Genomic DNA, 24,632 nt, shown 5'->3' with positions numbered 1-24,632 from the left:
ACTCAGGCCTGGCCGACCTCGAAGCGGGCGAACCGCGTCACGGTGACCCCGGCCTCGTCGAGCAGCGCCTTCACGGTCTTCTTGTTGTCCGTGACCGACGGCTGCTCCAGCAGCACGTTGTCCTTGTAGTACGCGTTGACCTTGCCCTCGATGATCTTCGGCAAGGCCTGCTCCGGCTTGCCCTCCTCGCGGGCGGTCGACTCGGCGATCCGACGCTCGTTGTCGACGACGTCGGACGGCACCTCGTCACGCGTCAGGTACTGCGCCTTCAGCGCCGCGACCTGCAGCGCCGCGCCGCGGGCGGCCTCGGCGGCCGCCTCGCCCTCGCCGGTGTACTCGATGAGCACGCCGACCGCGGGCGGCAGCCCGGAGCCGCGACGGTGCAGGTACGTCTCGACGTTGCCGTCGAAGTACGTGACCCGGCGGACCTCGAGCTTCTCACCGAGCTTCGCCGAGAGCTCCTGGACGACCTCGGCGACGGACTTGCCGTCGACCTCTGCGGCCTTGAACTTCTCGACGTCGTCGGTCTTCTGCTGCTGGGCGACCTCGACGAGCTTGTCGGCCAGCTGCTGGAACTCCTCGTTCTTCGCGACGAAGTCGGTCTCGGAGTTCAGCTCGATCAGGGCACCGCCGGCGCCGGCCACCAGGCCCTCTGCGGTCGACCGCTCGGCCCGCTTGCCGACATCCTTGGCGCCCTTGATGCGCAGGATTTCAACGGCCTTGTCGAAGTCGCCTTCGCTCTCCTCCAGCGCCTTCTTGCAGTCCATCATGCCGGAGCCGGTGAGTTCGCGGAGGCGCTTGACGTCTGCCGCGGTGTAGTTCGCCATCGTGCGTTTCCGTTCTCTGTCGCTGGATGCGCAGGTGGTGTCGGTACGGGATCAGGAAGCGGTGCTCTGCCCGGCGGCCTCGGAGCCGGCGAGCAGCTCCTGCTCCCACTCGGGAAGCGGCTCGGCAGCGGCCTCGGGCTTGTCCTCACCCTCGGGGGCGGCACCGTTGCGACCGGAACGAGCCATCAGGCCCGCGGCGGCGGCCTCGGCGACGACCTTGGTCAGCAGGGCGGCCGAGCGGATCGCGTCGTCGTTGCCCGGGATCGGGTAGTCGACCTCGTCCGGGTCGCAGTTCGTGTCGAGGATCGCCACGACCGGGATGTTGAGCTTGCGCGCCTCGCCGACGGCGATGTGCTCCTTCTTGGTGTCCACGATCCAGATGGCGCTCGGCACCCTGGACATGTCGCGGATACCGCCGAGAGTCCTCTCCAGCTTGTCCTTCTCACGGGTGAGCGTGAGGATCTCGCGCTTGTTCAGCCCCTGGAAGCCGCCGGTCTGCTCCATCGACTCCAGCTCCTTGAGCCGCTGAAGACGACGGTGCACGGTCTGGAAGTTGGTCAGCATGCCGCCGAGCCAGCGCTGGTTCACGAACGGCATGCCCACACGCTGGGCCTCCGTCGCGATGGCCTCCTGCGCCTGCTTCTTCGTGCCGACGAACAGGATCGTGCCGCCGTGCGCGACCGTCTCCTTGACGAACTCGAACGCGCGGTCGATGTAGCTCAGCGTCTGCTGCAGGTCGATGATGTAGATGCCGTTGCGCTCGGTGAGGATGTAGCGCTTCATCTTCGGATTCCAGCGGCGGGTCTGGTGCCCGAAGTGCACGCCGGAATCGAGCAGCTGCTTCATGGTGACGACGGCCATGGCCTGATTCGCACCTCTTCTGTCTAGGCGCACCGGACGTCTCGTCCGGCGCGCGGGGCCGGTTGTCGCGGTCCACCGGGGTCGGTGGCCGCCCTGGTGCCGTGCCGGCGTCCGGACTCCCGGGTCGTTCCTCGGTCCGGGAGACCGCCGGGCACCGTCGCCCCGTGACGGCCGAAACCGCTGGCGGGGCACGCACGTGCACGCGAAGTCAGCCTGTGTGAACACAGACTGCGCCAAGTAGTGTACGCCGCCCGGCCATCGGCGCTCGACCCGGAGGCCCGGCCGCCACGAGTTGTCCACATCGACGTCGGCCATCCACAGATTCGCAGCGCACGACCACCGCCGGCATTCGCAGCGGGACGCTGGGCAGATGAGGTTCCGTTCGATCGCGCGACCGCCCGCGGTTCCGCCACGCCGCTCGTGCGCAGCCGGACGTGGCCGGAACGGGCCGCGGCGGCGGGCACGTACCGTCATCGCGGTCCGTACACCGGCGGCACCCTCTCCGGGACAGCTCCGCGGGGCCGGGGCCGCGACCGTCACCAGCGGCGTCGCAGTGGCGGTCGCGGTCGTCACCGCCGTCGTCACCGCCGTCGTCACCGTTGTCACCGCCGTCACGGCGCTCGCCCCGCCGGACATCACGGCCGCACCGGGCCCGCGGTCCGGGGCGGGAGGGACGGCCGGGACCGAGATCGCAGGTGCCGAGGTCGCAGGTGCCGAGGTCGCAGGTGCCGAGGTCGCAGGTGCCGAGGTCGCAGGTGCCGAGGTCGCAGGTGCCGAGACAGCCGCCGTGCGGTCCTTGCGTGCCACGGGCGAGCCGCATGCCGAGGTGACGTTCACCTGGCCGTTGACTCCGCAACCGGAGGTGGTGCGGCCGTTCGATCCCCCGGACAGCGAGTACGGCCCCGGCCATCGGGGTGTCGACCTGGCCGCCGAACCCGGGAAACCGGTGTCGGCGGCCGCCGCCGGGCGGATCGTCCACGCCGGTGACCTCGCGGGCAGGGGCGTCGTGTCGATCGAACACCCCGGTGGCCTGCGCACGACGTACGAACCACTGTCGGTGCAGGTCGCCGAGGGAGAGCGGGTGGAGGCGGGTCGACGCATCGGCACGGTCACCCGCGGCCACGACGGTTGTGACCGCGCGGCATGCCTGCACTGGGGGTTGCGGCGCGGCGAACGGTACCTGGACCCACTCACCGTCGTGCCCGCAGCGGGCCCGCTGCGGCTGAAGCCGTGGCCCGGCTGACCGTCTCAGGTCCCGGACTGCTCCTGGAGTTTCGCGCGCAACCGCAGAACCGCCCGCGTGTGCAGCTGGCTGACCCGCGATTCGGTCACGCCGAGGACCTTGCCGATCTCGGCGAGCGTCAGGCTCTCGAAGTAGTAGAGGCTGACGACGATGCGGTCCCGCTCGTTGAGCTGAGCGATGGCGTCGGCGAGCTGCTTGCGGTTGTCGCGGTCGACGAGCACGGCCGCGGGATCGACCGCCTCGTCGTCGGGCAGCGATTCGACGACCGATTCGCTGTCCCGGCCTGCCGCGACGAGCGTCTCGAGCGCGACGACGCTGGTGAGCCGCAACTGCCCGTAGAGATCGTGCAGTTCGCCCAGTGAGATGCCCAGTTCGGCGGCGACCTCGGCGTCCGTCGGCGTCCGGCCGAGCCGCGCTCCGAGCCGCTCGAGTGTGCGTTCCACCTCGCGGGCACGGCTGCGGACGACGCGTGGGACCCAATCCTGCGACCGCAGGTCGTCGAGGATCGCGCCGCGGATGCGCTGCATCGCGTAGGTCTCGAACCGCAGCCCGCGGTCCGGGTCGAACTTCTCGATCGCGTCGACGAGCCCGAAGATGCCCGACTGGATCAGGTCCGCGACGTCGACGTGGGTGGGCAGTCCCGTGCCCACTCGGCCGGCGACGTACTTGACCAGCGGCGCGTAGTGCAGCACGAGGCGATCACGCACGCGCTGCGACGGCTCGGTGGCGAACTCGTGCCACAACGCCTTGATCGCGGCATCCGCTTCGGCCCGGCCACCGCCGGAGCCGTTCGCGTCGGCCGGTAGGGGGCGAGCAGGGCCACTGGCCGGCGCGTCATCGTCGGCCCGGTCGACCCCGGCCACCGGGGTGTCCGTCACGGCGGCAGCGGCAGCGGCTGCATCGGTGCCGGTGGCGTCGACGGCGACCGGGGCGTCCGTGCCGGGCGTTGCGTCCGTGCCGGCCGCTGCGTCCGTGCCGGCCGTTGCGTCGGCGCCAGACGCTGCGTCGGCGCCGGGTACCCCGTCCGTTCCGGGTGCTCCGTAGCTGGCGGGTGCTGCGTCACCGACGGGCGGCTCCGCGGTGGGCGCGTCGGAGGGTTCACGAGTGGATGTCACGGTCTCACCCGCCCTGCTCGCGACCGTATGGGCCGAAACTCCACCGGTGTCATTGGGCACGGGGGTGGGTTCGGTCATGAATCGCCTTCAGCCGCTCGACGGTCACGTGCGTGTAGAGCTGCGTCGTGGACAGCGTAGCGTGACCGAGCAGTTCCTGAACGCTTCGCAGATCCGCTCCCCCTTCGAGCAGGTGCGTCGCCGCCGTGTGCCGCAGCCCGTGCGGGCCCATGCCCGCCGCGCCGGGCACCGACTCTACGGCGTCGTGCACGACGCGCCGCACAGTCCTCTGGTCGATCCGCCCGCCCCGGGCGCCGAGGAACAGCGCAGCGCCCGACGACGCGGTGACCAGCGCGCCGCGACCCGCGTCGAGCCACGACCGCAGCGCCCGTTCGGCGGGCAACCCGAACGGAACCATCCGTTCCTTCGATCCCTTGCCGAACACCCGCACGAGCCTGCTGTCGAGGTCGGCGTCGTCCACGTCGACGGCGCACAGTTCGGCCACCCGCATTCCCGTCGCGTACAGCATCTCCAGGAGTGCGTAATCACGCAGGGCGACCGGATCCTCCTGTTGCGCCCCCGTTGCGGACGCACCCATGACGTCGGAGGCCTGTTCCTGCCGCAACACCCCGGGCAACCTGCGGTGTGCCTTCGGAGCAGCCAGCCGGAGCCCCGGATCGACCGCCAGCAGTCCGCGGTCCGCGGCCCACGCGGTGAACGTCCTCGCCGAGGCCGCCCGCCGCGCGAGTGTGGTGCGGCTGTGGCCTTCGCCGCGCTGTTGCGCCAGCCAGGCACGCAGCACCCCGATGTCGAGCCCACCGAGCCCACCGGGCTCACCGGGCCCGCCGGGCTCACCGGAGCCTGCGCCGGCCGACCTGCCGTCGCCGGGGTCGGCCTCGCCGGAATTCGTGCCGCCGGAATCCGCACCGTCGGATTCGGCTTCCCCGGTTTCCCCGGCACCGTCGAGTCCGTGGAGGAACGCCAGCATCGACACGACGTCACCGACATAGGCGCGAACCGTGTGCTCCGACAGCCCTCGTTCGGACGCAAGGTGCCGCTCGTAGTCATCGACGACGGTTGCGGCGCGCACCGGCAGCCGCTGGCGCAACCGGCGCAGGTCCGCGCGGCGACCTGCGGTGCCCGCGGACCGCCGCCCGCGCGCTGTCGAAGAACTCATGCCGCCGACGCTGGGCCACGCCACGAACGGGGTCAAGCATCGCCACACCTCGATGATCAAGCTGCAATCAGCCGGTACGCGGGCGGTTCTCGCCCGTTCCCGTCCCACTACCGGGCGAAATCACTCGATCGGGGACACCGGCGGCGAGTCTCCAGCCGGTCTCGCAGCGCTCAGCGAGCCCGGACAGTTCCAGTTCCGGCAACAACGCGCGCACGCGAGCGAGCGGTACACCCGATTCCTCGGCCACGGCTTCCGGCGACAGGCCCCGCCGTCTGCCCAGCGCCTCGTGCACACGCAGGGCCTGTGGGCCGAGTTCGTCGGTCGGCCTTCGAGGCCGCGGCGCGGTCGCCTCGCCTCCGTGGTCCCCCAGTCGTCCGACGGTGCTGAGCACGTCGGAGACCGATCCCACCAACGTCGCGTACGCCTCGCGGATCAGCTCGTGACAGCCGACCGACGTCGCGGAACCGACCGGCCCCGGAACCGCCATGACGACCTTGCCGAGCACTCCGGCCGTCGACGACGTGTTGCGGGCACCGCTCCGCCGGCCGGCCTCGACGACGACCGTTCCAGCGGTGAGCGCCGCGAGCAGCCGGTTCCGGACGAGGAATCGGTGGCGCGCCGGCGGTGCACCCGGAGGATATTCGCTGATCACCGCACCCCGGTCGGCGATCCGATTGAGCAGTCCGACATGCCCCGCCGGGTAACCGGCATCGAGTCCGCAGCCCAGCACCGCCACGGTCGGACCACCGGCGGCCAGCGCGCCACGATGGGCGGCACCGTCGATGCCGTAGGCCGCACCGGAGAAGACCGCCACGCCCTCGGCCACGAGTCCGTGCGCGAGTTCCGCCGCGGTATACTCGCCGTACTCGGTGGCGGCTCGCGCCCCGACCACCGCCACCGCACCATCCACGGACTCGTCGAGCCGTGCCGTTCCCCTGACCCACAGGCCGAGCGGCGGCGCGACACCGTCCGCCCCACGGCCGGTAGCCACCTCGAGTGACAACAGCGGCCACGCGGGCCACTCGTCGTCCTCCGGGGTCAGCAGCCGGTAGCCCGCTTCGGCAGCCCTGGCGAGGTCCCTCTCCGACCTGTCCGTGTCGCGCCGCGCCTCGGTCTCCTGCGCGACCCGCTCGGGCACGTCACCGCGGCGGACCCGCTCGGCCGCTTCCATCGGGCCGTGTCCTGCGACGAACGCAGCGAGCGCAGGGGCGGGCGGCTCGGCGGCACCGAGCAGGTACGCGCGGGCGCGGTGCACGGCGTCGGCAGCCGCCTCCGCCCGGGGACCGGTTCCGGCGTCGCCTTCGGCGTTCATGCCGCCCTCCGATCCCGGAACTCGAGAGCGGCTGCGACATGGTCGGCGGTCGGCTCGTCGGCCTCCGCCAAGTCCGACAACGTCCACGCGATGCGGAGGCACCTGTCGGCTCCGCGGGCGGTGATGGCACCCCGGCTCAACCCGCGGTCGAGCAGTCGGGTCGCCTCCGGCGGGAGGGCGAACTCGCGGCGCAGCGCCGGGCCCGGCACCTCGGCGTTGGTCTGCCAGCCGTGGTCCGACCATCGCTTCGCCGCACGCTCACGCGCCGCGACGACACGTTCCCGAACGCGCCCGGTCGGCTCGGCCGACTCGCCGCCCGCCATGTTCATCGAGGTCACCGGGCGCATCCGCACCCGCAGATCGACCCGGTCGAGCAACGGACCGGACAGCTTCGCCAGATACCGCCGCCGCGCCGCCGGGCTGCACCGGCACTCCGTTTCCTGCGGGGGCGCGCACGGGCAGGTGTTCGTGGCCAGCACCAGCTGGAATCGCGCCGGATAGCGGACCGAGCCACGCGAGCGGGCGATCCGCACCTCACCCTCCTCCAGCACGGTGCGCAGCGCGTCGAGGCGTTCGCCGCCGTACTCCGCAGCCTCGTCGAGGAAGAGCACCCCGCGATGCGCCTTGCTGATCACACCGGGCGTGGCGATACCGGTGCCGCCGCCGATCAGCGCGGCGACCGAGATCGAATGGTGGGGCGCGACGAACGGTGGCACCCGCACCAGCGGCGAGTCGGGTTCCAAAGAGCCGTCGACCGAGTGCACCGCGGTGACCTCGAGCGCTTCGTCGTCCCCGAGCGCGGGCAGCAGCCCCGGCAGGCGCGTGGCCAGCATCGTCTTGCCGACCCCCGGTGGGCCGGTCATCAGCAGGTTGTGCCCGCCCGCCGCCGCGACTTCGAGGGCCCAGCGGGCCTCGGGTTGTCCGGCGACGTCGGCCAGGTCCGGGTGTTCCGGCTGGGCGCGGCCGTGGTCCGGTTCGGCGCGGTCCAGCCCGTCCTCGTCGCACAGCCAGGCGATGAGTTCACCGAGGCGCCCGGCAGCCAGTACGTCGATTCCGCCGACCAATGACCCTTCGGCGAGCGATTCGGGTGCCACCACCGCCCGCCGGTAGCCGGACTTCCGCGCTGCCAGCAGTGCCGGCAGCACGCCGCGCACCGGCCGGACCCTGCCGTCGAGCGCCAGTTCCCCCAGCAGGATCGTGTCCACCAGCTTCGGAGCGGGCACCGCGCCGGACGCCGCGAGCACGGCCGCGGCGATCCCCAGGTCGTAGCCGGAGCCGTCCTTCGGCAGATCCGCAGGCGACAGACCCAGTGTCACGTTGCTGTCGGGCCAACGCTGACCACTGTTGCGGACCGCAGCCCGCACCCGGTCCTTGGCCTCCCGCAGGCCCGCGTCCGGCAGGCCGACGAGTTTCGTCCCGGGCAGTCCGGCACCGATGTCCGCCTCGATCTCCACCGGCCGCCCGTCGATGCCGATCAGGGCGACCGACCAGGCGCGTGCGAGCGGCATCAGAACGCCCCCACGATGTGCCGCACCGTCGGCTCGCCACCCGGCGTGCAGTCCACGGAGAGCACATCGAACCGGATCGGGCACCAGCCCACCTGGAACTCCGACAGCCATCGCGACGTGACCCTGCGGATCCGTGCCTGTTTGTCGTCGGTGACGGCCTCCGCCGGGTCTCCGAAACGGTGCCCGGACCGGGTTTTGACCTCGCACACGACGAGGGTGGACCGGTCGGTCGCGACGATGTCGAGCTCACCCTCCCGGCATCGCCAGTTGCGGCTCAGCACGACCAGGCCGCGTTCGGTCAGATACCGCGCCGCCAGGTCTTCGCCCCTGCGGCCGAGGTCGAGGTGGGATCGTCTGCCTCGTGCCCGGGAACTGTCGTTCCCCCGGCCGCGCAACGTGATACTCACTCGCGTTCACCCCCAAGGTCCGCGGCCGGCACTCACCGGCCTCGACCCACGATCACCGGCTGACCGGCTCCGCGGCAGGGGGATTCTGCGAAGTTGTGGACAACCCGGGTGCTGTGGACAACCCGTCCGCCGAGGGCTGCGGCACTCCGGTGTTGTCGGAGGTCTGTGCTACGTCGCCGGCACCTGCCGGAGGTGCGGCGGACCGCACGTCAGCCGCCGAACGGGCCGCCCTCCTCCGGCAGCCGTAGCTCGGGCTTCTCCAGCTCTTCGACGTTGACGTCCTTGAAGGTGATCACCCGGACGCTCTTGACGAAGCGGGCCGGGCGGTACATGTCCCACACCCACGCGTCCGACATGCGCACCTCGAAGTACACCTCGCCGCCGCTGTCACGCACCTGCACGTCGACGGAGTTGGCCAGGTAGAACCGCCGCTCGGTCTCCACGACGTACGAGAACTGCCCGACGATGTCGCGGTACTCCCGGTACAGCGACAGTTCCATCTCGGTCTCGTACTTCTCGAGATCCTCTGCGCTCATCTGCTCCTCGCAAGCCTTACAGCCGGTCGGTGGCGAACAACCATTGTGACACCCGAAGCCACGGCTGGAGAGGACTCGGGCGCCGCCGTTTTCCACCTCACCCGGCGGGAACGTCGAACAGCGCTTCCTGGTTGTCGATGGCGGGCGCCGGCTTCGCCTGCAGCGCAGCCGCGGTCAGCATCACCGGGTGCGGCGGCTGCAGGTCGTGTTCCTGCGCCGCGACGGCGACGTTCGTGTACGACCAGCGGTGCGCCGCGCACGGTCCGTGGTCCGTCAGTGCCCGCCCGTGGTCCGCAGTCGTGTAGCCCTTGTGCACGTCGAACCCGTACTGCGGATACTCGGCGTGCAGATCGGCCATGATCCGGTCGCGGGTGACCTTGGCCAGCACCGACGCCGCCGCCACACATGCCGCCACGCGATCGCCCTTGATCACGGGAATGCTCGGTGCGGGCAGCCCCGGCACACGGAACCCGTCGATCAGCACATAGCCCGGCGCGACCTCCAGCCGGGTCACCGCGCGGCGCATGCCTTCGATGTTGGTGACGTGGATGCCACGGGCGTCCACCTCGTCGGGCGGCACGACGACGACCGTGTAGGAGACGGCGCGCCGGACGACCCGCTCGTACACGCGTTCCCTGGCCGCTGCCGTCAGCAGTTTCGAATCGGTGAGTTCCGGCAGCCGGGACGCGTCGCCGGGGCGCAGCACGCACGCGGCGACCACCAGCGGACCGGCACAGGCACCACGGCCCGCCTCGTCGACCCCGGCCACCGGACCCAGTCCGCGACGGTCCAGCGCACCCTGCAATGCCCACGGCATCGCGCCGCGGATGATCGCGCGCGGAGGCCTCGGGCCGGCGGATGACAACGACGACCGTCGCCGCGGCCGGTTCACGGCCGGATTCGACGATGCCGGGGAACGGTTCGACGGTGTGGGCACGGCAGGCTCCAGCTCTCACCCGGAGGTCAGCGGTCGCGTCGCGACGCTCCACCCACGGCGGCGCCGACCCGGCGTCCCGTCGCGAGTACCGGCCACGCTGCCAACGCACCGGCGGCCAGCGGGAGGCCCTGTTGCCAGGTCGGCGCACTCATGGCGCCCACCTGCTGCTCCTGCGGATTCTCGCCGTGGATGATCCCCCACCGCGACGGCGGCAGCACGATCAGCCGCGCCTTGCCGATGATGTTGTCCACGGGCACTGCACCGGACGCGCCGCCGCCGTCGTTGTGATAACGCGAGTCGGCCGAGTTGTTCCGGTTGTCACCCATGACCCAGACGTATCCTTCGGGCACGGTCACCTCGTCGAAGGAGGCCTGCGGCCGGCCACCGGCGAGATGCAGGTACGGCTCGTCGAGCGGCTGACCGTCCACGAGGACCCGATTCTGGTCGTCGCAGCATTCGACGGTCTGCCCGCCGGTCGCGATGACCCGTTTGACGAAGTCGCGCTCATCGGGCGGAGCGAGGCCGAACGCGGAACCGACCATCTGGAAGAAGTCGGCCACGGCATTGCCGCCGTCGTCGGCGAGTCCCGGACCGACCCAGGCCTCGGGACCGCGGAACACGACGACTTCCCCGGGGTCGGGATCGGCGAAGTCGTAGACGAGTTTGTCGACCAGGATCCGGTCGGGCGTACAGCCGGGACAGCCGTGCAGCGTCTGCTCCATCGAGCCCGACGGGATCATGTAGACCCGAGCGAAGAACTGCTGGATGACGAACGCGAGTACGAGCGCGATGCCGATCAGGATCGGCAGTTCTTTCCAGAACGACCGCTGCTTCTTCGACTTGCCTTTGCGACGGCTCCGGGACTGGCCATGGGCACCGCCGGCGGCCTGTGCCTTCCCGCCGCTGTCCTCGGACGATCCGACTCCGTCTGCGGGCGTCTCGAACGGGTTGTTCCGCTCGTCGTCCGGCTGCTCCGGCTCATCCTGGGGGGCGTTTGAAGGCACAGGCTCGACCACGGCGTCAGGCTACGGCAAGCTCCACAATGCTCAGGAAGCGGAGGTCTCGCGACGCTCCTTGATCTTGGCCGCCTTGCCGCGCAGGTTGCGCAGGTAGTAGAGCTTCGCCCGGCGGACGTCACCCTTCTTGGCAACCTCGATCTTCGCGATGTTCGGCGAGTGCACCGGGAACGTGCGCTCCACACCGATGCCGAACGACATCTTGCGGACAGTGAACGTCTCGCGGATGCCGCCGCCCTGGCGGGCGATCACGACGCCCTCGAAGACCTGGTTCCGCTCGCGGTTGCCCTCGATGACGCGGACGTGAACCTTGAGCGTGTCGCCCGGGCGGAAGTAGGGGATGTCGGAACGCAGCGACTGAGCGTCCAGCGCGTCCAGGGTGTTCATCTTCAGGTCCGTCCTCGTCCTTGTGGCAATGTGGCTTGACATGTCCGGGCACGCACCGGCCTCACGGCAGGCGGCCCAGGAGTTCTCGGCAGCGCGTGTTCACACGTCGCGCCAACTGGTCAAGTATGGCATGTGGGGTGTTCGCGCCGGACACGGGGCCGCCGGCAGGCAGAGTCATGCCTGGTCGGCCGCCCCGGCACCGTCGGATCCGCCGTCGTCGTCGCGGAGCCGGTCGAGAACCGCACGATCGTGGTCGTCGAGCTCGCCGGCCAGGCGGTCGAGCAGGTCCGGCCGGCGGTGAAACGTGCGTTCGAGGGCCTGGTCACGACGCCACCGGTCGATGCGCGCGTGGTTGCCGGAGCGCAGCACGTCCGGCACGGCCAGGTCACGCCACACCTCGGGTCGCGTGAAGCTGGGGCCTTCGAGCAGGCCGTCGGAGAACGAGTCCTGTTCGGCCGAGACGGGGTTGCCCAGTACACCGGGCAGGAGCCGCACGACCGCCTCGACCATGACCAGCACCGCCGCTTCACCGCCGACCAGGACGTAGTCGCCGATGGACACCTCGTCGACGGGCATCCGCCGCGCCGCGTCGTCGAACACGCGCTGATCGATGCCCTCGTAGCGGCCGCAGGCGAAGACGAGGTGTTCCTGTTCGGCGTACTCCCTCGCCATCGCCTGTGTGAACGGCCTGCCCGCGGGTGTCGGCACGACCAGCCGCGAACGCTCGGTGCACACGGCGTCGAGCGCCTCACCCCAGACCTGCGGTTTCATCACCATGCCGGGGCCACCGCCGTATGGCGCGTCGTCGACGGCCCGGTGTACGTCGTAGGTCCAGTCCCGCAGGTCGTGCACGCCGATCTCGATCAGGCCGCGATCGATCGCCCTGCCCAACAGCGCGGCACGCAGCGGCTGCAGGTACTCGGGAAAGATGGTGACGACGTCGAGTTTCACTGCGGCAGCTTTCGGGGACGTTCGTGGGCTGGATCGGCCGCGGGGACGTGGCCCGGGGCGAGCGTCATCGGGCCGGTTCGTCCGGACCGGCCGCGTCGTCGGGCGCACCGGCGGTCTCGCCGCCGTCGTCCAGGAGCCCTTCGGGCGGGTCGAGGACGACGCGGCCACCGTCGATGTCGACCTCGGGCACGATCTCCCGCACGAACGGCACGAGTGCCTCGGCCCCGTCACGGTCGAGCGACAGCAGCTCTCCCCCTGGGGAATGGACGATCTCGCGCACAGTGCCGACGACGGTGCCGTCGGTCAGCTCCGCACGCAGTCCTTCGAGTTCGTGGTCGTAGAACTCGTCGGGATCGTCGATCGGCGGTAGTTCACCTGCCTCCGCGAGCAGCAACAGACCGCGCTGCCGTTCCGCCGCGGTGCGGTCCGGAACTTCCTCGAAACGCAGCAGCAGCCGCCCGCTGTGCCAGCGGGCGGCTGCCACGGTGAGTCGTGTCGTGCCACCGTTACGGGACTTACCGGTGAGAACCGCACCTTCGGCGAAACGCTCGTCCGGCGAATCGGTGCGCACGTCCACGGCGAGCTCACCGCGAATGCCGTGCGCTTTCGCGACCCGGCCGACCACGACCTCCACGGCGAATCCCGTCAGCGATCGGTGTCGATCACGTCGACGCGGATACCCTTGCCGCCGACGGAGTTCATCACGGTGCGCAGCGACGTCGCGGTACGGCCGCTACGGCCGATCACCTTGCCGAGATCGTCCGGGTGGACGTGGACCTCGAGTGTGCGACCACGACGGTTGGTGACCAGGTCCACGCGGACATCGTCGGGATTGTCGACGATGCCGCGGACCAGGTGCTCGAGCGAGTCGGCGAGGAAGCTCACGCCTCGTCGGCCTTCTTCTCGCCCTCGGCCTCGGTGGACTCAGCTGCCTCGGCGGTCTCCTCGGCAGGGCTCTCCGCCTTGTCGGCCTTCTTGTTGCCACCCTTCTTCTTCGGGGTGACGGCCGCGACGGACGGCTCTTCGTTCGCGGCGGCGAGCGCCTCGTTGAAGATCTCCTGCTTGGTCTTCTTCTCCGGCTGCGGCTTCAGCGTGCCCTCGGCACCGGGCAGGCCCTTGTGCTTCTGCCAGTCGCCGGTGACCTCGAGGATGCGCTGCACCGGCTCGGTCGGCAGCGCGCCGACGCCCAGCCAGTACTGCGCACGCTCCGAGTTCACCTCGATGAAGCTCGGCTCTTCCTTCGGGTGGTACTTGCCGATCGTCTCGATGGCCTTGCCATCCCGCCGGGTACGCGCGTCCGCGACGATGATGCGGTAGTACGGCGCACGGATCTTGCCCAGGCGCTGCAGCTTGATCTTGACGGCCACGGGTGTGGGTACTCCTGTCGTGTTCGCTTGCTCGGTTCGAGGCACCACCCCCGAGTGGGGAGCGGATCGGCGATGCCCGCAGGTCTGTGTATCGCTCCGACACGGTGAGAGGGCCCGTTCGGAGCGGGCAAGCCACCATTTTGCCAGAGCGAGGTACGTCACCTGCGACGGGCTCCCCTCCCCGGCCCCAGCGGCCCCGGAGAACACTGCGGTGGCGGGCCCGGCACCGCAGTGCGCGCCGGCCGCCCGCCGCACGGGCCGACGACGAAAGGATCGCAGGTGGACGTCACGGCGGTGGCACTGCTCACCGGAGCGGGCGTGGCGGCGGGCCTGGCGTCGTCGGTGGCGGGCCTGGCATCGCTGTTCAGCTATCCGGCGCTGCTCGCCGCGGGCCTGCCGCCGTTGACGGCGAACATGACCAACACCGTCGCGATGCTGGCGACGACCCTCGGTGCGGCGGGTGGGTCGCGCCGCGAACTCCGCGGCCAGGGACGCAGGCTCGCCAAGATCGTCGCCGCGGCTGTCGGTGGTGGTTCCGTCGGTGCCGCGCTGCTGCTGACGACCCCGGGCGACACGTTCGAACTGGTCGTGCCGTGGCTGATCGCGCTCGGCTCGGTGCTGCTCCTGCTGCGCGACCGGCTGCGGCAGGCCGCCGACGTGCGCGCCGCGCGGAAAGGCCGGCAGCGCTCCCCCGGAACCGGTTTCGCGGCGTCGTTCGTCGCGGTCACCATCTACTCGGGCTACTTCGGTGCCGGCGCGGGCATCATGATGCTCGCGGTGCTGTCGATCTCGCTGCCGGACCGACTGCCCGTGGCCAACGCGCTCAAGAACATCGCCACGGGCGCCGCGAACGCCACGGCCGCCGTCGCGTTCGCGATCCTCGCCCCGGTCGACTGGACCGCCGCGATCTCGCTGGCCGCAGGATCGTTCGTCGGCGCATGGCTGGGACCCATGGTCGTGCGGAAGTTGCCGGAACGTCCGCTGCGCATCGCGATCGCGCTGGCGGGCCTCGGGCTCGCGGCCCATCTGCTGGTCCAGACCCTGTAGCGGGTCACACCTCGACGATCCCCAGCGCCGTCAGCAGGATGGCCACGGCGGGCAGGAAGTTGTTCATCTGATGGGCCACGATGCTGCCGAGCAGCCGTCCGGTGATCAGGCGCGCCAGGCCGATGGGGATCGAGATGACCAGCAGCAACGTCGTGCGCAGCGGTTCGAGGTGGCTCACGGCGAACACGGCGGTCGACAGGCCGAACGCCGCGAGCCTGCCCCATTTCTCCTTGCGCCATTCCAGTCGTTCCGTGGCGCTCCAGAGCAGGCCACGGTAGATGATCTCCTCGCAGATCGGCCCGAGCAGCCACAGGTACAGGAACATCACGATGGCGGCCTGCACCGACATCGGCTGGCCCTCGACGAGCGCACTGATCGCGGACTGGGCGTTGCGTTCGCCGACGATCCCGGTCCAGATCCACGCGCCGACGCTGGTCACGACCAGCCCCACGGCGCCCAGCTTGATGCCGAGCTTCACGTCGCCGGCGGACCAGGACAGGTTGAGGTCGGCCAGCGGGCCGTTGCCGCGGACCTTCGTGATGACCAGCGCCGTGCCCGCCGCGATGACCGTGGGCAGCATCGTGCCGATGAGCACGTTGCGCACCGACATGTCCCCGCCGCCGCTGTGCAGGATGGCGCCGATCAGGGCGGCCGAGGCCAGCAGCACGGCCTCGACGAGCAGGAAGGCACCGAAGCCCCAGCGTGGCCGTGGCAGACTCGCGGGACTCGGGTCGCCGGCCGCCGGCTGCCCCGGATTCGGTACCGCCACGCTGGGCCTCCCCCGTGTTCGGCCGACAAATCGTCGCGAGCCTACTGTGCGTGCCCGCGTCGTTACGACCGCCCGGCAGCCGTCAGCCGACGAGTCGTCCCCGGAGCAGGATGTGCCGGGGGCTGCGAAGGACGTCGAGGTCGTCACGCGGGTCGGCGTCGAACACCACCAGGTCGGCCGGCCTCCCGTCGGCGATGCCGTCGTAGCCGAGCCACGCGCGGGCCGCCCATGACGCCGCACCCAGCGCCTGCTCCGCCGGCATTCCCGCGCGGTGCAGGGCGGACACCTCGTCGGGCAACTTGCCGTGGGCGACCATGCCACCCGCGTCGGTGCCCGCGTAGATGTCGACGCCGGCGTCGATCGCCTCGCCGATCATGTCGCCGACACCCGCGTGCAGTGCCCGCATGTGGGCCGCGTACGTCGGGTACTTGCCCGCCTGGTCGGCGATTCCGGGGAAGTTCTCGATGTTGATCAGCGTGGGCACGAGGGCGGTGCCCTGTGCCGCCATCCGGTCGAGGAGTTCACGGTCGAGGCCGGTGCCGTGCTCGAGGCAGTCGATCCCCGCGTCGATGAGCCCCGGCAACGCCGCCTCGCCGAACACGTGCGCCGTCACGCGCGCGCCGGCGTCGTGGGCGGCCTTCACGGCGTCGGCCAGGACGTCGTCCGGCCACAGCGGCGCGAGGTCCCCGACGCTGCGGTCGATCCAGTCGCCCACGAGCTTCACCCAGCCGTCGCCGGCGAGCGCCTGCTCGGTCACGGCATCCGGCAGTTGCTCCGGGTGTTCGAGGTCGAGACCGAGATTCGGGATGTAGCGCTTGGGCAGCGAGATGTGCTTCCCGCTGCGGATGATCCGCGGCAGGTCGTCGCGCCGCTGCAGCGGACGGGTGTCGATGGGCACCCCGCAGTCACGGATGAGCAGGGTCCCGGCGTCACGGTCGGTCTCGGCCTGCGCCGCGGCCTCGTCGAGCGTGACCGGGCCGTCGACGCCGATGCCGGGATGGCAGTGCGCGTCGACCAGCCCGGGCAGCACGAACGCACCGTCGAGCGTGCGCGCGCCCTCCACCGGCGTCAGCGAGATCCGGTCACCGTCGATCCAGAGGTCCTGCTGCCGTCCGTCGGGCAGCACGACACCGCGAATGTGGAACATGGGCGGCTACTTGTTCTTCGGCAGCTTCAGCTTCGACGGATCGAACCCGGGGGGCAGATCGTTGAGCCCGCCGCCGAGCTGCGACATGTCGGGCATGCCGCCCCCACCGCTGGGCATGCCACCGGGCGGCATCCCGGGGAAGCCACCGGGCATCTTCTGCTTCTGCTGCCCCTTGTTCTTGCCCTTCTTGTTCTTGCGCCCCTTCTTCTGCTTCTTCGTGGCGCTGCCGCCGCCACCGCCGAAGCCGAATTTGCCCGCCATCTGCTGCATCATCTTGCGGGCCTCGTAGAAGCGGTTGACGAGGTCGTTGACCTCACGCACCGCGACACCGGAACCGTTGGCGATGCGCTGCCGCCGGGACGCGTTGATGATCTTCGGGTTCTCCCGCTCCGCGGGCGTCATACCGCGGATGATCGCCTGCAGCCGGTCGATCTGCGAGTCGTCGACCTGCGACAGCTGGTCCTTCATCTGCCCGGCACCGGGCAGCATGCCCAGCAGATTGCCGATCGGCCCCATCTTGCGGACGGCCTGCATCTGCTCGAGGAAGTCCTCGAGCGTCATGTCGCCGGTCCCCAGCTTGGATGCCGCCTGCTCGGCCTTCTCCTGGTCGAACGCCTGCTCCGCCTGCTCGATCAGGGTGAGCATGTCGCCCATGCCGAGGATGCGGCTGGCCATGCGGTCGGGGTGGAAGACGTCGAAGTCCTCGAGCTTCTCCCCGTTGGAGGCGAACAGGATGGGCTCACCGGTCACCTGCCGCACCGACAGTGCCGCACCACCGCGGGCGTCGCCGTCGAGCTTGGTCAGCACGACACCGGTGAACCCGACGCCGTCGCGGAACGCCTCGGCGGTCGTCACCGCGTCCTGACCGATCATCGCGTCGACGACGAACAGCGTCTCGTCCGGCTGGACCGCGTCGCGGATGTCGGCGGCCTGCTGCATCAGCTCTTCGTCGACACCGAGCCGGCCGGCCGTGTCGACCACGACCACATCGTGCTGCGCGTGGCGTGCCTCTTCGATGCTGCGCTTGGCGACGTCGACCGGGTCGCCCACGCCGTTGCCCGGCTCGGGGGCGTAGGTCGTCACACCCGCGCGCTCACCGACCACCTGCAGCTGCGTCACGGCGTTCGGGCGCTGCAGGTCGCAGGCCACCAGCATCGGCGCGTGCCCCTGCTTCTTCAGCCACGTCGCCAGCTTGCCCGCGAGCGTCGTCTTACCGGAACCCTGCAGACCGGCGAGCATGATCACGGTCGGCGGGGTCTTCGCGAGGTTCACCCGCCGCGTCTCGCCGCCGAGGATGCCGACGAGCTCCTCGTTGACGATCTTGATGACCTGTTGCGCCGGATTCAGCGCCTCGGAGACCTCGGCGCCCTTCGCGCGCTCCTTGACGTGCTTGATGAACTCCCGCACCACGGGCAGCGCGACGTCGGCCTCGAGCAGCGCGATGCGGATCTCGCGGGCCGTGGCGTCGATGTCGGCGTCGGAGAGCTTGCCCTTGCCGCGGAGGTTCTGCAGGACCGAGGTGAGCCGATCCGAGAGGGTGTCGAACACGGGGTGCACGCTCCAGCAGTTCGTGGTTCCTGGCGCCGGCTCACTGCGCCGACGACCTCCCAGGGTACTGGCCGCCGATGGTCGAGGGGCCGCCCGGCCGGTCTGTCCCCCACAGATCCCCCTCGCCCGGCCGGGCGGCGTCTCTTCTCGGGCACTCGGCTCCCTGGTCGGCCTGTTCGCCAGACCCCCAGCACCAGGCGAACCGCACCGCTGGAGAACCGATGTGCCCGAGCTGGTTCCCAGCATGCGGCCCGCACGGGGGTACGCGGCAGCGTGAAGACACCGGAATCGGGCTGAGTAGAGCTACTCAACCGGTGCTGGGTGAGCGCGCCCTGCCGTGTGAGGGTTTCCCGGGGTTCCCGCGCTCGGACTCGCACGGCCGGTCGCGCGCGGCTCGTCCCGGACGCGCGCGACGCCCGGGCTGCGCCGCCCCCGAACAGCGGAGCAGTCCTGCACGGCCGGTGGCAGGAACGCGCTGAGCCGCCCTGCGCGGCGGCACTGCGCAGCCTGCGCAGGCGGGGCAGCCTCGACAGCCGGGCGATGATCGCCCGCCGTCAGCCGGCCGCCACGAGGAGGGCCTGCTCGATGCGCTCGCGCCAGCCCGTGTCGCGCGTGCCGGTCCGCGGCGTGACGGCGAACGCGTCGACCACCCGGTTGCCGAGAGTCTCGGCCTTCGCCCAGCGCACCTCGGCGTCGCAGCGCCGCAGCGCGCCCGCGACGCGGTGCAGGAGGGCGATGCGGTCCATGGCGCGCAGCTCGACCACGACCGTCTCGGGGCCGGCCGTCTCGTCGTCGAACCACAGCACCCTGGGCGACACGGGTCCGGTCGCAGCACCCGCGTAGGCCCGCTCCTTCTCGGCGAGCTTCTCCGCCAGCGCCAGCCCACCGGCGACCGCGCGTGCGAACTGGTCGCGCAGTAGCGCCGGATCGGGCGGCGTGCCGAAGCGCGGCGACGCGGTGAACACGCCGACCCTGCCGCTCTCGTGCGTACCGGCCTCACGGTCGCCCGGTTCGCGTCCGTCCGGTGGCACGGTGTGCAGCGTCGCGGTGTGCACCTCGAGGGAATTGAGCGCGAGCACGCCCGCCGCGGGAGTGAGCAGCTCGGCGCCAGCGGGAACGGCGAACACGACCGTGGCGGTCCTGTCCTGTCTGCGGTCCGGGGCCACGATGACCTGTCCCCTGCCGGTGCGGACCGCCTCGGCGACCAGCTCGCGCTGCGCCGCGTCGACGGCCTCCGGTTCGGGCAGGGGCCTGCCGGTGAGCAGGGCGCGGGTGCGGCTGACCAGTTCCGCCACCAGGCCCGCCTTCCAGTGGGTCCACACGCCGGGACCGGTCGCCAGCGAGTCGGCCTTCGCCAGCGCGTGCAGCAGTTCGAGCAGCACGGGGTCGCCGTCGACGGTCTTGGCGACGCGTTCGACCGTCTCCGGTTCGCTGATGTCGCGGCGTGTGGCGGTGTCCGGCAGCAGCAGGTGGTGCCTGACCATGCCGACGAGGAGCTCGGTATCCCGTTCGGACAGTCCGATACGGACGGCCACGTGCTTGGCGAGCTCCGCGCCGAGTTCGGAGTGGTCGGCCTCCCGCCCTTTGCCGATGTCGTGCAGCAACGCCCCGAGTAACAGCAGGTCGGGCCGCGCCACCGTGTCGGTCAGCCCTGCGGCCTCGACACACGCCTGCACCAGATGCCGGTCGACGGTCCACGCGTGCACCGGTTCCCGCGGCGGCAGGTCGCGGACCGCTCCCCATTCGGGCAGCAGCCGTGCCCACAGCCCGGTCCGGTCGAGGGCCTCGACGGCGTCGACGAGCCCGGCGCCGGCGCCGAGCAGTTCCGTCAGCGCCCTGCGGGCCGGTTCCGGCCACGGCGCCCGCAGTTCGGGCGCCGTATCGGCGAGCGTGCGCAACGTGCCGTGCGCGATCGGGGTGCCGGTCCGCGCCGACGCGGCCCCGACGCGCAGCAGCAGTCCGGGATCCCGCGCGGGCACGGCGTCGCGCGCCAATGCCACCTCGTCGCCGTGCAGCACGACGCCGTCGCCGCACGGCGTGCGCGGTGGTTTCCTGCCGAACCTGCCTTTCGGCGGGTCGGCCGCCCTGAGTGCGACGTCGACGGCGTACGCGACCGCCCTTCCCGCCCCGGACAGCCTGCGGGCCAGGGCGAACCGGTCGCCGAAGTCGAGTTCCGACGCGACCACGGCCGCGTCCTCGGCCCCGAGCACGTCCCGGCCGCGGCGCACCGTGCGGCGCAGTTCCGTCCGCACGTCGAGCAGCAGTTCACGGGCGGCCGTGAGTTCCTCCCCGGGCCGGTCGGCCACCTGGGCGACGGCGAACGCATCCAGCAGTCCCAGGTCCCGCAGGCCGCCGCGGCCGTGTTTGAGGTCGGGTTCGGATGACTGGGCGATCTCCCCGCTGCGCTGCCAGCGCTCCAGGGTGGCGGCGACGAGCTCCGGAACGCGTTTCCTCGCGGTGCGCCGCCACTGGTCACGAGCGGCGACCACGAGCCGGGACGCCAGTGCGGCATCGCCGGCGACGAACCTGCCGTCCAGCAGTCCCGTCGCCGTACGCAGATCCTCCGAGGCGACCTTCAGCGCCTCGGCAGGAGTACGCACCGAGTGGTCCAGGCCGATGCGCGCGTCCCACAGCGGATACCAGAGCGCATCCGCTATCTCGCCGATCTCCGGATGTCCATTGTGGAGCAGCACGAGGTCGAGATCGGAGAAGGGCACGAGCTCCCTTCGGCCGAGACCGCCGACGGCGACCAGCGCAACGCCGTCCGGTAGCGAACCGGTGACGTCGGCGCCGGCCGCCGCGGCGGCCTTGTTCAGCCAGAACTCGTACAGGTCGACCAGCGCGGCGCGCAGTGCCGCGGCACCGAGCCTGCCGTGCCTGCCTTCCAGCAGTCTGTCGACCGCCTCGACGAGCCCCCCTGCGACCACCGCGCGCGCCTAGAGGGCATCCGCGCCGCGTTCACCGGTGCGGACCCGCACGACGGTGTCGACCGAGGTGACCCACACCTTCCCGTCACCGATCTTGCCGGTGTGGGCCGCGGCGGCCACCGCGTCGATGACCTTGTCCACATTGGCGTCGTCGGTCACGACCTCGACCTTCAACTTGGCCACGAAGTCGACGGCGTACTCGGCGCCGCGGTAGACCTCGGTGTGGCCCTTCTGCCTGCCGTAGCCCTGGACCTCGCTGACGGTCATGCCGAGCACGCCGAGCTGTTCCAGCGCGGAGCGGACGTCGTCGAGGGTGAAGGGCTTGATGACGGCGGTGATCAGCTTCATGAGTTGGTCTCCTCCAGCTTCTTGGCCGAGCTCGCCATACCGCCGCCGGCCGATGTCGGACGGCCACCGCGACCGCCTGCGACGTCGTAGGCCGACTCGGCGTGCTCGGCCTCGTCGATACCCGCGACCTCGTCCTCGGTCGAGACCCGGCCACCCGTGACGGCCTTGACGACGGCACCGAGGATCGCGGCGACGACCCCGGAGTAGATCATCACGACGACCACCGACAGCACCTGCTTGCCCAGCAGGTCGACGCTACCGCCGTAGAACAGGCCGTCGACACCCTCACCGTCCGGGACCACGCTCGCAGTGGCCACGAAACCGAGCATGATCGTGCCGATCAGGCCGCCGACGAGGTGCACCCCGACGACGTCCAGCGAGTCGTCGTAGCCGAAGCGGTACTTGAGGCCGACGGCGGCCGCGCAGACGACACCGGCGATCGTGCCGATGGCCAGCGCGCCCCACGTGTCGACGTAGGCACAGGCCGGCGTGATGGCGACCAGGCCCGCCACGACACCGGACGCGGCGCCGAGGCTGGTGGGCTTGCCGTCCCGGATTCGCTCGAGCAGCAGCCAGCCGAGCATCGCGGCAGCGGTCGCGGTCACGGTGTTGATGAAGGCGATGCCCGCGACACCGTCGGCGGCGTAGGCCGAACCGGCGTTGAAGCCGAACCAGCCGAACCACAGCAGGCCGGCGCCGAGCATCACGTACGGCAGGTTGTGCGGCTTCATCGGTTCCTTCGGCCAGCCGGCACGCTTGCCGAGTACCAGCACGAGCCCGAGTGCGGCGGCACCCGCGTTGGTGTGCACCGCGGTGCCACCCGCGAAGTCCAGTGCGCCCAGCTCGTCGATCCAGCCGCCCGAACCCCACACCCAGTGCGCCACCGGGAAGTAGACGAGCGTGGCCCACAGGCCGCCGAACAGCATCCAGGCGCCGAACTTCATGCGGTCGGCGACGGCACCGGCGATCAGTGCGACCGTGATGATCGCGAACATCGCCTGGAACGCGACGTCGACCGTGCCCGCTGTCGGGTCTCCCTCCGGCGTCATCAGGCCGGAGAGCCCGAGCATCTCGAACGGGTTGCCGACGACCCCGCCGACCGTGCCGCCGTAGGCCATCGAGTAGCCGTAGACGACCCACAGCACGCCGATGAGGCCCATCGAGCCGAAACACATCATCAGCATGTTCAGAACGCTCTTCGAGCGGACCATGCCGCCGTAGAAGAACGCCAACCCCGGCGTCATGAGCAGCACCAGCGCAGCACTGGTGAGCAACCAGGCGGTATTCCCTTCCACGCGTCTCCTCCTTAAGAGAGCAGGCAGCCGAACTCGCGATTGCGGGACAGCATCGGGAAGCCGTGTTGCGCCGAATGGCTCAGGACGTTTCGGGTGCGTGAAGCGGTTCGTCGGGATTGTTACTTCTGCGTTTCCGCCCACCGGGCCGGATACGTCCGGTTGCGAAACGTCGTGGTCGAATATGGTCCGTGACCACTCGGAACGACCCGCGCTCGTTGCCGCCCGCCGTCGTGGGCGCGTTGCGCTGCTCGGTGTGCTCGGAGCAGCTGCATCCGGAGGGGCGGTCGCTGCGCTGCGGACGTGGCCACTCGTTCGACATCGCCAAGCAGGGCTACGTCAACCTGCTCCGCGCGGGTGTCGACGCCGGCACCGCCGACACGAGCGAGATGGTCGCCGCCCGCGCGGATTTCCTCGCGACGGGCCGGTACGCACCGCTCTCGGACCTGCTCGCGCGCATCGCCCGGTCGGCAGGGGATCCGGAGTTCGTCGTCGACGCGGGGGCGGGCACGGGCTACTACCTCGCCGCGGTGCTCGAGGCCACCGAGTCCGCGTGGGGGCTGGCGCTCGACGTGTCGGCGCCCGCCCTGCGGCGTGCGGCGAAGGCACATCCGCGGATCGGCGCCGTGGTGTGGAACCTGTGGGAGCCGTGGCCGGTGGCCGACGCCGTCGCCGACGTCGTCCTCGACGTCTTCGCGCCGCGCAACCCCGTCGAGTTCCACCGCGTACTGCGCCCCGGAGGCCTGCTCGCCGTGGCGACGCCCGGCGCGGGCCATCTGCGCGAGCTGGTCACCGAGCTGGGGCTACTCGACATCGCGGGCGACAAGACCGACCGGGTCGCCGAGTCGCTGGCCGGGCACTTCGAGCTCGCCGGGGTGGAGACGGTGCGGCACACCGCCGAGTTCGACGCCGACGAGGTCCGCAGGCTCGTGCTCATGGGGCCGAACGCCCACCACCTCCATCGCGACGGCCTCGGTGAGAAGCTCGACGCGCTGACCGGCGCCACGACGGTCACCGTCGAGTTCGACGTGTCGGTGCTGCGACGAAGCGGATGAGGCGGAGGAACGGACGGAGCCTGCGCGTACCGTCGGGCAACGGTAGGGCCGCGACGACCGCCGACCTGCGACGTGGGAGGAACATGTGAGCGAGCTGGCGGCGAGCGTGCTGGCCGACCGCGACTGGCTGCGAGAGGACCTGCGGCGTGCGGCGGGACTCTACGGCGCGGCTGGTGACCGGGTGCTCGGCACGATCCGGTGGTACTCGGCGTCGTCGATGCTCGTGGCGCCTGCGCTGGAGTCACTGGTCCACACCGGAACGGCGGCGGATCCGTCGCTGGAAGCCGTGATGCTGCAGGTCCACCACGACGGCCGGATCCTCGACTCCCGGTCGGTGCGGGCCTTCCACGGTGAGTTCGATCGGCTCGCGGAGGCGTTCGCGCGGGCGCTGGGTGCGGCCGTCGAGGCGATCGCGGAGGTCAGCGGGGCCACGTCACGCTCGTTGTGGGCGATCGCGGCCGATTCGATCGGGAACCGGCTGCTCTGGGCGGGGTCGCGCACGGACAGGGCCGGGGAGGCGATGCGGCTGGCTGGCGAGCTCGGTGACGGGATCGTCGCCGCGGGCGCGCCGATGCCCCGGCCGCTGTTCACCGAGGTCGGCGGGACTCCGGTGGTGCGGCGAACCTCGTGCTGCCTGATCTACGACATCCCCGGCGGCCAGAAGTGCGCCAGCTGTCCGAAGCAGACCCCCGAGGAACGCACCCGGCGGCTGCGCTCCCTGCTCGGCTGAGGCCGGGCGCGAGACCCGACGGGTAGGCAGGCGCGCCACAGCGTCCCGCAGCACCCCACAGCGCCCCGCAAGGCACACAGCGCCCCGCAGGGCACACCTTGATCAAGGGAAGAACAGGGGCTCCCACC

25 protein-coding genes are annotated in these 24,632 nt (G+C 71.0%); 4 read left to right on the top strand and 21 right to left on the bottom strand.

All coding sequences use genetic code 11. From position 1 onward, the window contains the following. Positions 1-2 precede the first annotated feature (2 nt). Both tsf and rpsB read right to left on the bottom strand, forming a co-directional pair. Positions 3-827, bottom strand: a complete 825-nt coding sequence (gene tsf, locus LY40_RS16885) for a translation elongation factor Ts (protein WP_183778419.1) — start codon at positions 825-827, stop codon at positions 3-5. A 51-nt stretch (positions 828-878) separates the two neighbouring features. Further along, positions 879-1,688 (bottom strand): 30S ribosomal protein S2, encoded by an 810-nt coding sequence (gene rpsB, locus LY40_RS16880; protein ID WP_183778421.1) that lies wholly within the window; start codon positions 1,686-1,688, stop codon positions 879-881. Between the two features lie 553 nt (positions 1,689-2,241). Between rpsB and LY40_RS16875 the strand changes: the two genes are divergently transcribed. Continuing rightward, a complete protein-coding gene (locus LY40_RS16875; RefSeq protein ID WP_258937413.1) occupies positions 2,242-2,931 on the top strand; it encodes a M23 family metallopeptidase in 690 nt (229 codons plus the stop codon). 5 nt (positions 2,932-2,936) lie between these two features. Here the strand turns inward: LY40_RS16875 and LY40_RS16870 are convergent, their stop codons facing one another. The 13 genes from LY40_RS16870 to rpsP all read right to left on the bottom strand — a co-directional run bounded on the left by LY40_RS16870 (position 2,937) and on the right by rpsP (position 13,641). Continuing rightward, on the bottom strand, positions 2,937-4,046 hold the full coding sequence (locus tag LY40_RS16870; protein ID WP_258937412.1) for a FliA/WhiG family RNA polymerase sigma factor: 1,110 nt from the start codon (positions 4,044-4,046) through the stop codon (positions 2,937-2,939). A 49-nt stretch (positions 4,047-4,095) separates the two neighbouring features. Then, positions 4,096-5,220 carry a tyrosine recombinase XerC gene (locus tag LY40_RS16865; RefSeq protein ID WP_258937411.1) on the bottom strand — a complete coding sequence of 375 codons (1,125 nt, stop codon included), beginning with the start codon at positions 5,218-5,220 and terminating at the stop codon, positions 4,096-4,098. A gap of 67 nt (positions 5,221-5,287) precedes the next feature. After that, complete coding sequence (gene dprA / locus LY40_RS16860; RefSeq protein WP_258937410.1) at positions 5,288-6,532, bottom strand: DNA-processing protein DprA; 1,245 nt, start codon at positions 6,530-6,532, stop codon at positions 5,288-5,290. Continuing rightward, complete coding sequence (locus tag LY40_RS16855; protein ID WP_258937409.1) at positions 6,529-8,040, bottom strand: YifB family Mg chelatase-like AAA ATPase; 1,512 nt, start codon at positions 8,038-8,040, stop codon at positions 6,529-6,531. The genes dprA and LY40_RS16855 overlap by 4 nt, the downstream gene beginning before the upstream one ends. Then, positions 8,040-8,441: a YraN family protein gene (locus LY40_RS16850; RefSeq protein ID WP_183784787.1), complete on the bottom strand. Its 402-nt coding sequence runs from the start codon at positions 8,439-8,441 to the stop codon at positions 8,040-8,042. The genes LY40_RS16855 and LY40_RS16850 overlap by 1 nt, the downstream gene beginning before the upstream one ends. 215 nt (positions 8,442-8,656) lie before the next feature. Beyond that, a complete protein-coding gene (locus LY40_RS16845; protein ID WP_183778438.1) occupies positions 8,657-8,983 on the bottom strand; it encodes a DUF2469 domain-containing protein in 327 nt (108 codons plus the stop codon). A 97-nt stretch (positions 8,984-9,080) separates the two neighbouring features. Continuing rightward, positions 9,081-9,800, bottom strand: a complete 720-nt coding sequence (locus tag LY40_RS16840; RefSeq protein ID WP_183778440.1) for a ribonuclease HII — start codon at positions 9,798-9,800, stop codon at positions 9,081-9,083. 146 nt (positions 9,801-9,946) lie between these two features. Continuing rightward, positions 9,947-10,924 (bottom strand): signal peptidase I, encoded by a 978-nt coding sequence (gene lepB, locus LY40_RS16835; RefSeq protein WP_183778442.1) that lies wholly within the window; start codon positions 10,922-10,924, stop codon positions 9,947-9,949. A 42-nt stretch (positions 10,925-10,966) separates the two neighbouring features. Beyond that, positions 10,967-11,323, bottom strand: coding sequence for a 50S ribosomal protein L19 (gene rplS / locus LY40_RS16830; protein WP_183778444.1), 357 nt, complete (start codon positions 11,321-11,323; stop codon positions 10,967-10,969). A 174-nt stretch (positions 11,324-11,497) separates the two neighbouring features. After that, entirely contained in the window at positions 11,498-12,274 is a 777-nt protein-coding gene (gene trmD, locus LY40_RS16825) for a tRNA (guanosine(37)-N1)-methyltransferase TrmD (protein ID WP_183778446.1), read from the bottom strand. 64 nt (positions 12,275-12,338) lie between these two features. Beyond that, positions 12,339-12,908 carry a ribosome maturation factor RimM gene (rimM, locus tag LY40_RS16820; protein ID WP_183778448.1) on the bottom strand — a complete coding sequence of 190 codons (570 nt, stop codon included), beginning with the start codon at positions 12,906-12,908 and terminating at the stop codon, positions 12,339-12,341. An 11-nt stretch (positions 12,909-12,919) separates the two neighbouring features. After that, positions 12,920-13,159 carry an RNA-binding protein gene (locus LY40_RS16815; RefSeq protein ID WP_183778450.1) on the bottom strand — a complete coding sequence of 80 codons (240 nt, stop codon included), beginning with the start codon at positions 13,157-13,159 and terminating at the stop codon, positions 12,920-12,922. Next, the gene (rpsP, locus tag LY40_RS16810) at positions 13,156-13,641 is read right to left on the bottom strand and encodes a 30S ribosomal protein S16 (protein ID WP_183778452.1); all 486 of its coding nucleotides are present in this window, start codon (positions 13,639-13,641) and stop codon (positions 13,156-13,158) included. The genes LY40_RS16815 and rpsP overlap by 4 nt, the downstream gene beginning before the upstream one ends. A 279-nt stretch (positions 13,642-13,920) precedes the next feature. On the opposite strand from rpsP, the gene LY40_RS16805 reads away from it, so the two are divergent. Next, the gene (locus tag LY40_RS16805; protein WP_258937408.1) at positions 13,921-14,688 is read left to right on the top strand and encodes a sulfite exporter TauE/SafE family protein; all 768 of its coding nucleotides are present in this window, start codon (positions 13,921-13,923) and stop codon (positions 14,686-14,688) included. Between the two features lie 4 nt (positions 14,689-14,692). On the opposite strand, the gene LY40_RS16800 is transcribed toward LY40_RS16805, so the two are convergent. The 6 genes from LY40_RS16800 to LY40_RS16775 form a co-directional block, all read right to left on the bottom strand. Continuing rightward, the gene (locus tag LY40_RS16800; RefSeq protein ID WP_372497689.1) at positions 14,693-15,457 is read right to left on the bottom strand and encodes a CPBP family intramembrane glutamic endopeptidase; all 765 of its coding nucleotides are present in this window, start codon (positions 15,455-15,457) and stop codon (positions 14,693-14,695) included. A gap of 82 nt (positions 15,458-15,539) precedes the next feature. After that, positions 15,540-16,604: an amidohydrolase family protein gene (locus tag LY40_RS16795; RefSeq protein WP_183778463.1), complete on the bottom strand. Its 1,065-nt coding sequence runs from the start codon at positions 16,602-16,604 to the stop codon at positions 15,540-15,542. A gap of 6 nt (positions 16,605-16,610) precedes the next feature. Then, complete coding sequence (ffh, locus tag LY40_RS16790; protein WP_183778465.1) at positions 16,611-18,152, bottom strand: signal recognition particle protein; 1,542 nt, start codon at positions 18,150-18,152, stop codon at positions 16,611-16,613. 554 nt (positions 18,153-18,706) lie between these two features. Further along, positions 18,707-21,079: a [protein-PII] uridylyltransferase gene (locus LY40_RS16785; RefSeq protein WP_258937407.1), complete on the bottom strand. Its 2,373-nt coding sequence runs from the start codon at positions 21,077-21,079 to the stop codon at positions 18,707-18,709. A gap of 9 nt (positions 21,080-21,088) precedes the next feature. Next, positions 21,089-21,427 carry a P-II family nitrogen regulator gene (locus LY40_RS16780; protein WP_183778469.1) on the bottom strand — a complete coding sequence of 113 codons (339 nt, stop codon included), beginning with the start codon at positions 21,425-21,427 and terminating at the stop codon, positions 21,089-21,091. Continuing rightward, positions 21,424-22,722, bottom strand: a complete 1,299-nt coding sequence (locus LY40_RS16775; RefSeq protein WP_183778470.1) for an ammonium transporter — start codon at positions 22,720-22,722, stop codon at positions 21,424-21,426. Before LY40_RS16775 ends, LY40_RS16780 begins: the two co-directional genes overlap by 4 nt. A gap of 215 nt (positions 22,723-22,937) precedes the next feature. Between LY40_RS16775 and LY40_RS16770 the strand changes: the two genes are divergently transcribed. Both LY40_RS16770 and LY40_RS16765 read left to right on the top strand, forming a co-directional pair. Continuing rightward, positions 22,938-23,774, top strand: coding sequence for a putative RNA methyltransferase (locus tag LY40_RS16770; RefSeq protein WP_307876937.1), 837 nt, complete (start codon positions 22,938-22,940; stop codon positions 23,772-23,774). Between the two features lie 85 nt (positions 23,775-23,859). Further along, complete coding sequence (locus LY40_RS16765; RefSeq protein ID WP_183778474.1) at positions 23,860-24,504, top strand: (2Fe-2S)-binding protein; 645 nt, start codon at positions 23,860-23,862, stop codon at positions 24,502-24,504. Positions 24,505-24,632 lie beyond the last annotated feature (128 nt).

Source organism: Prauserella salsuginis (assembly GCF_024648885.1).
Taxonomy (GTDB): Bacteria; Actinomycetota; Actinomycetes; order Mycobacteriales; family Pseudonocardiaceae; genus Prauserella; species Prauserella salsuginis.
Note: the sequence above shows the minus strand (reverse complement) of the source record. Positions and strands in the feature narration are given on the sequence as shown.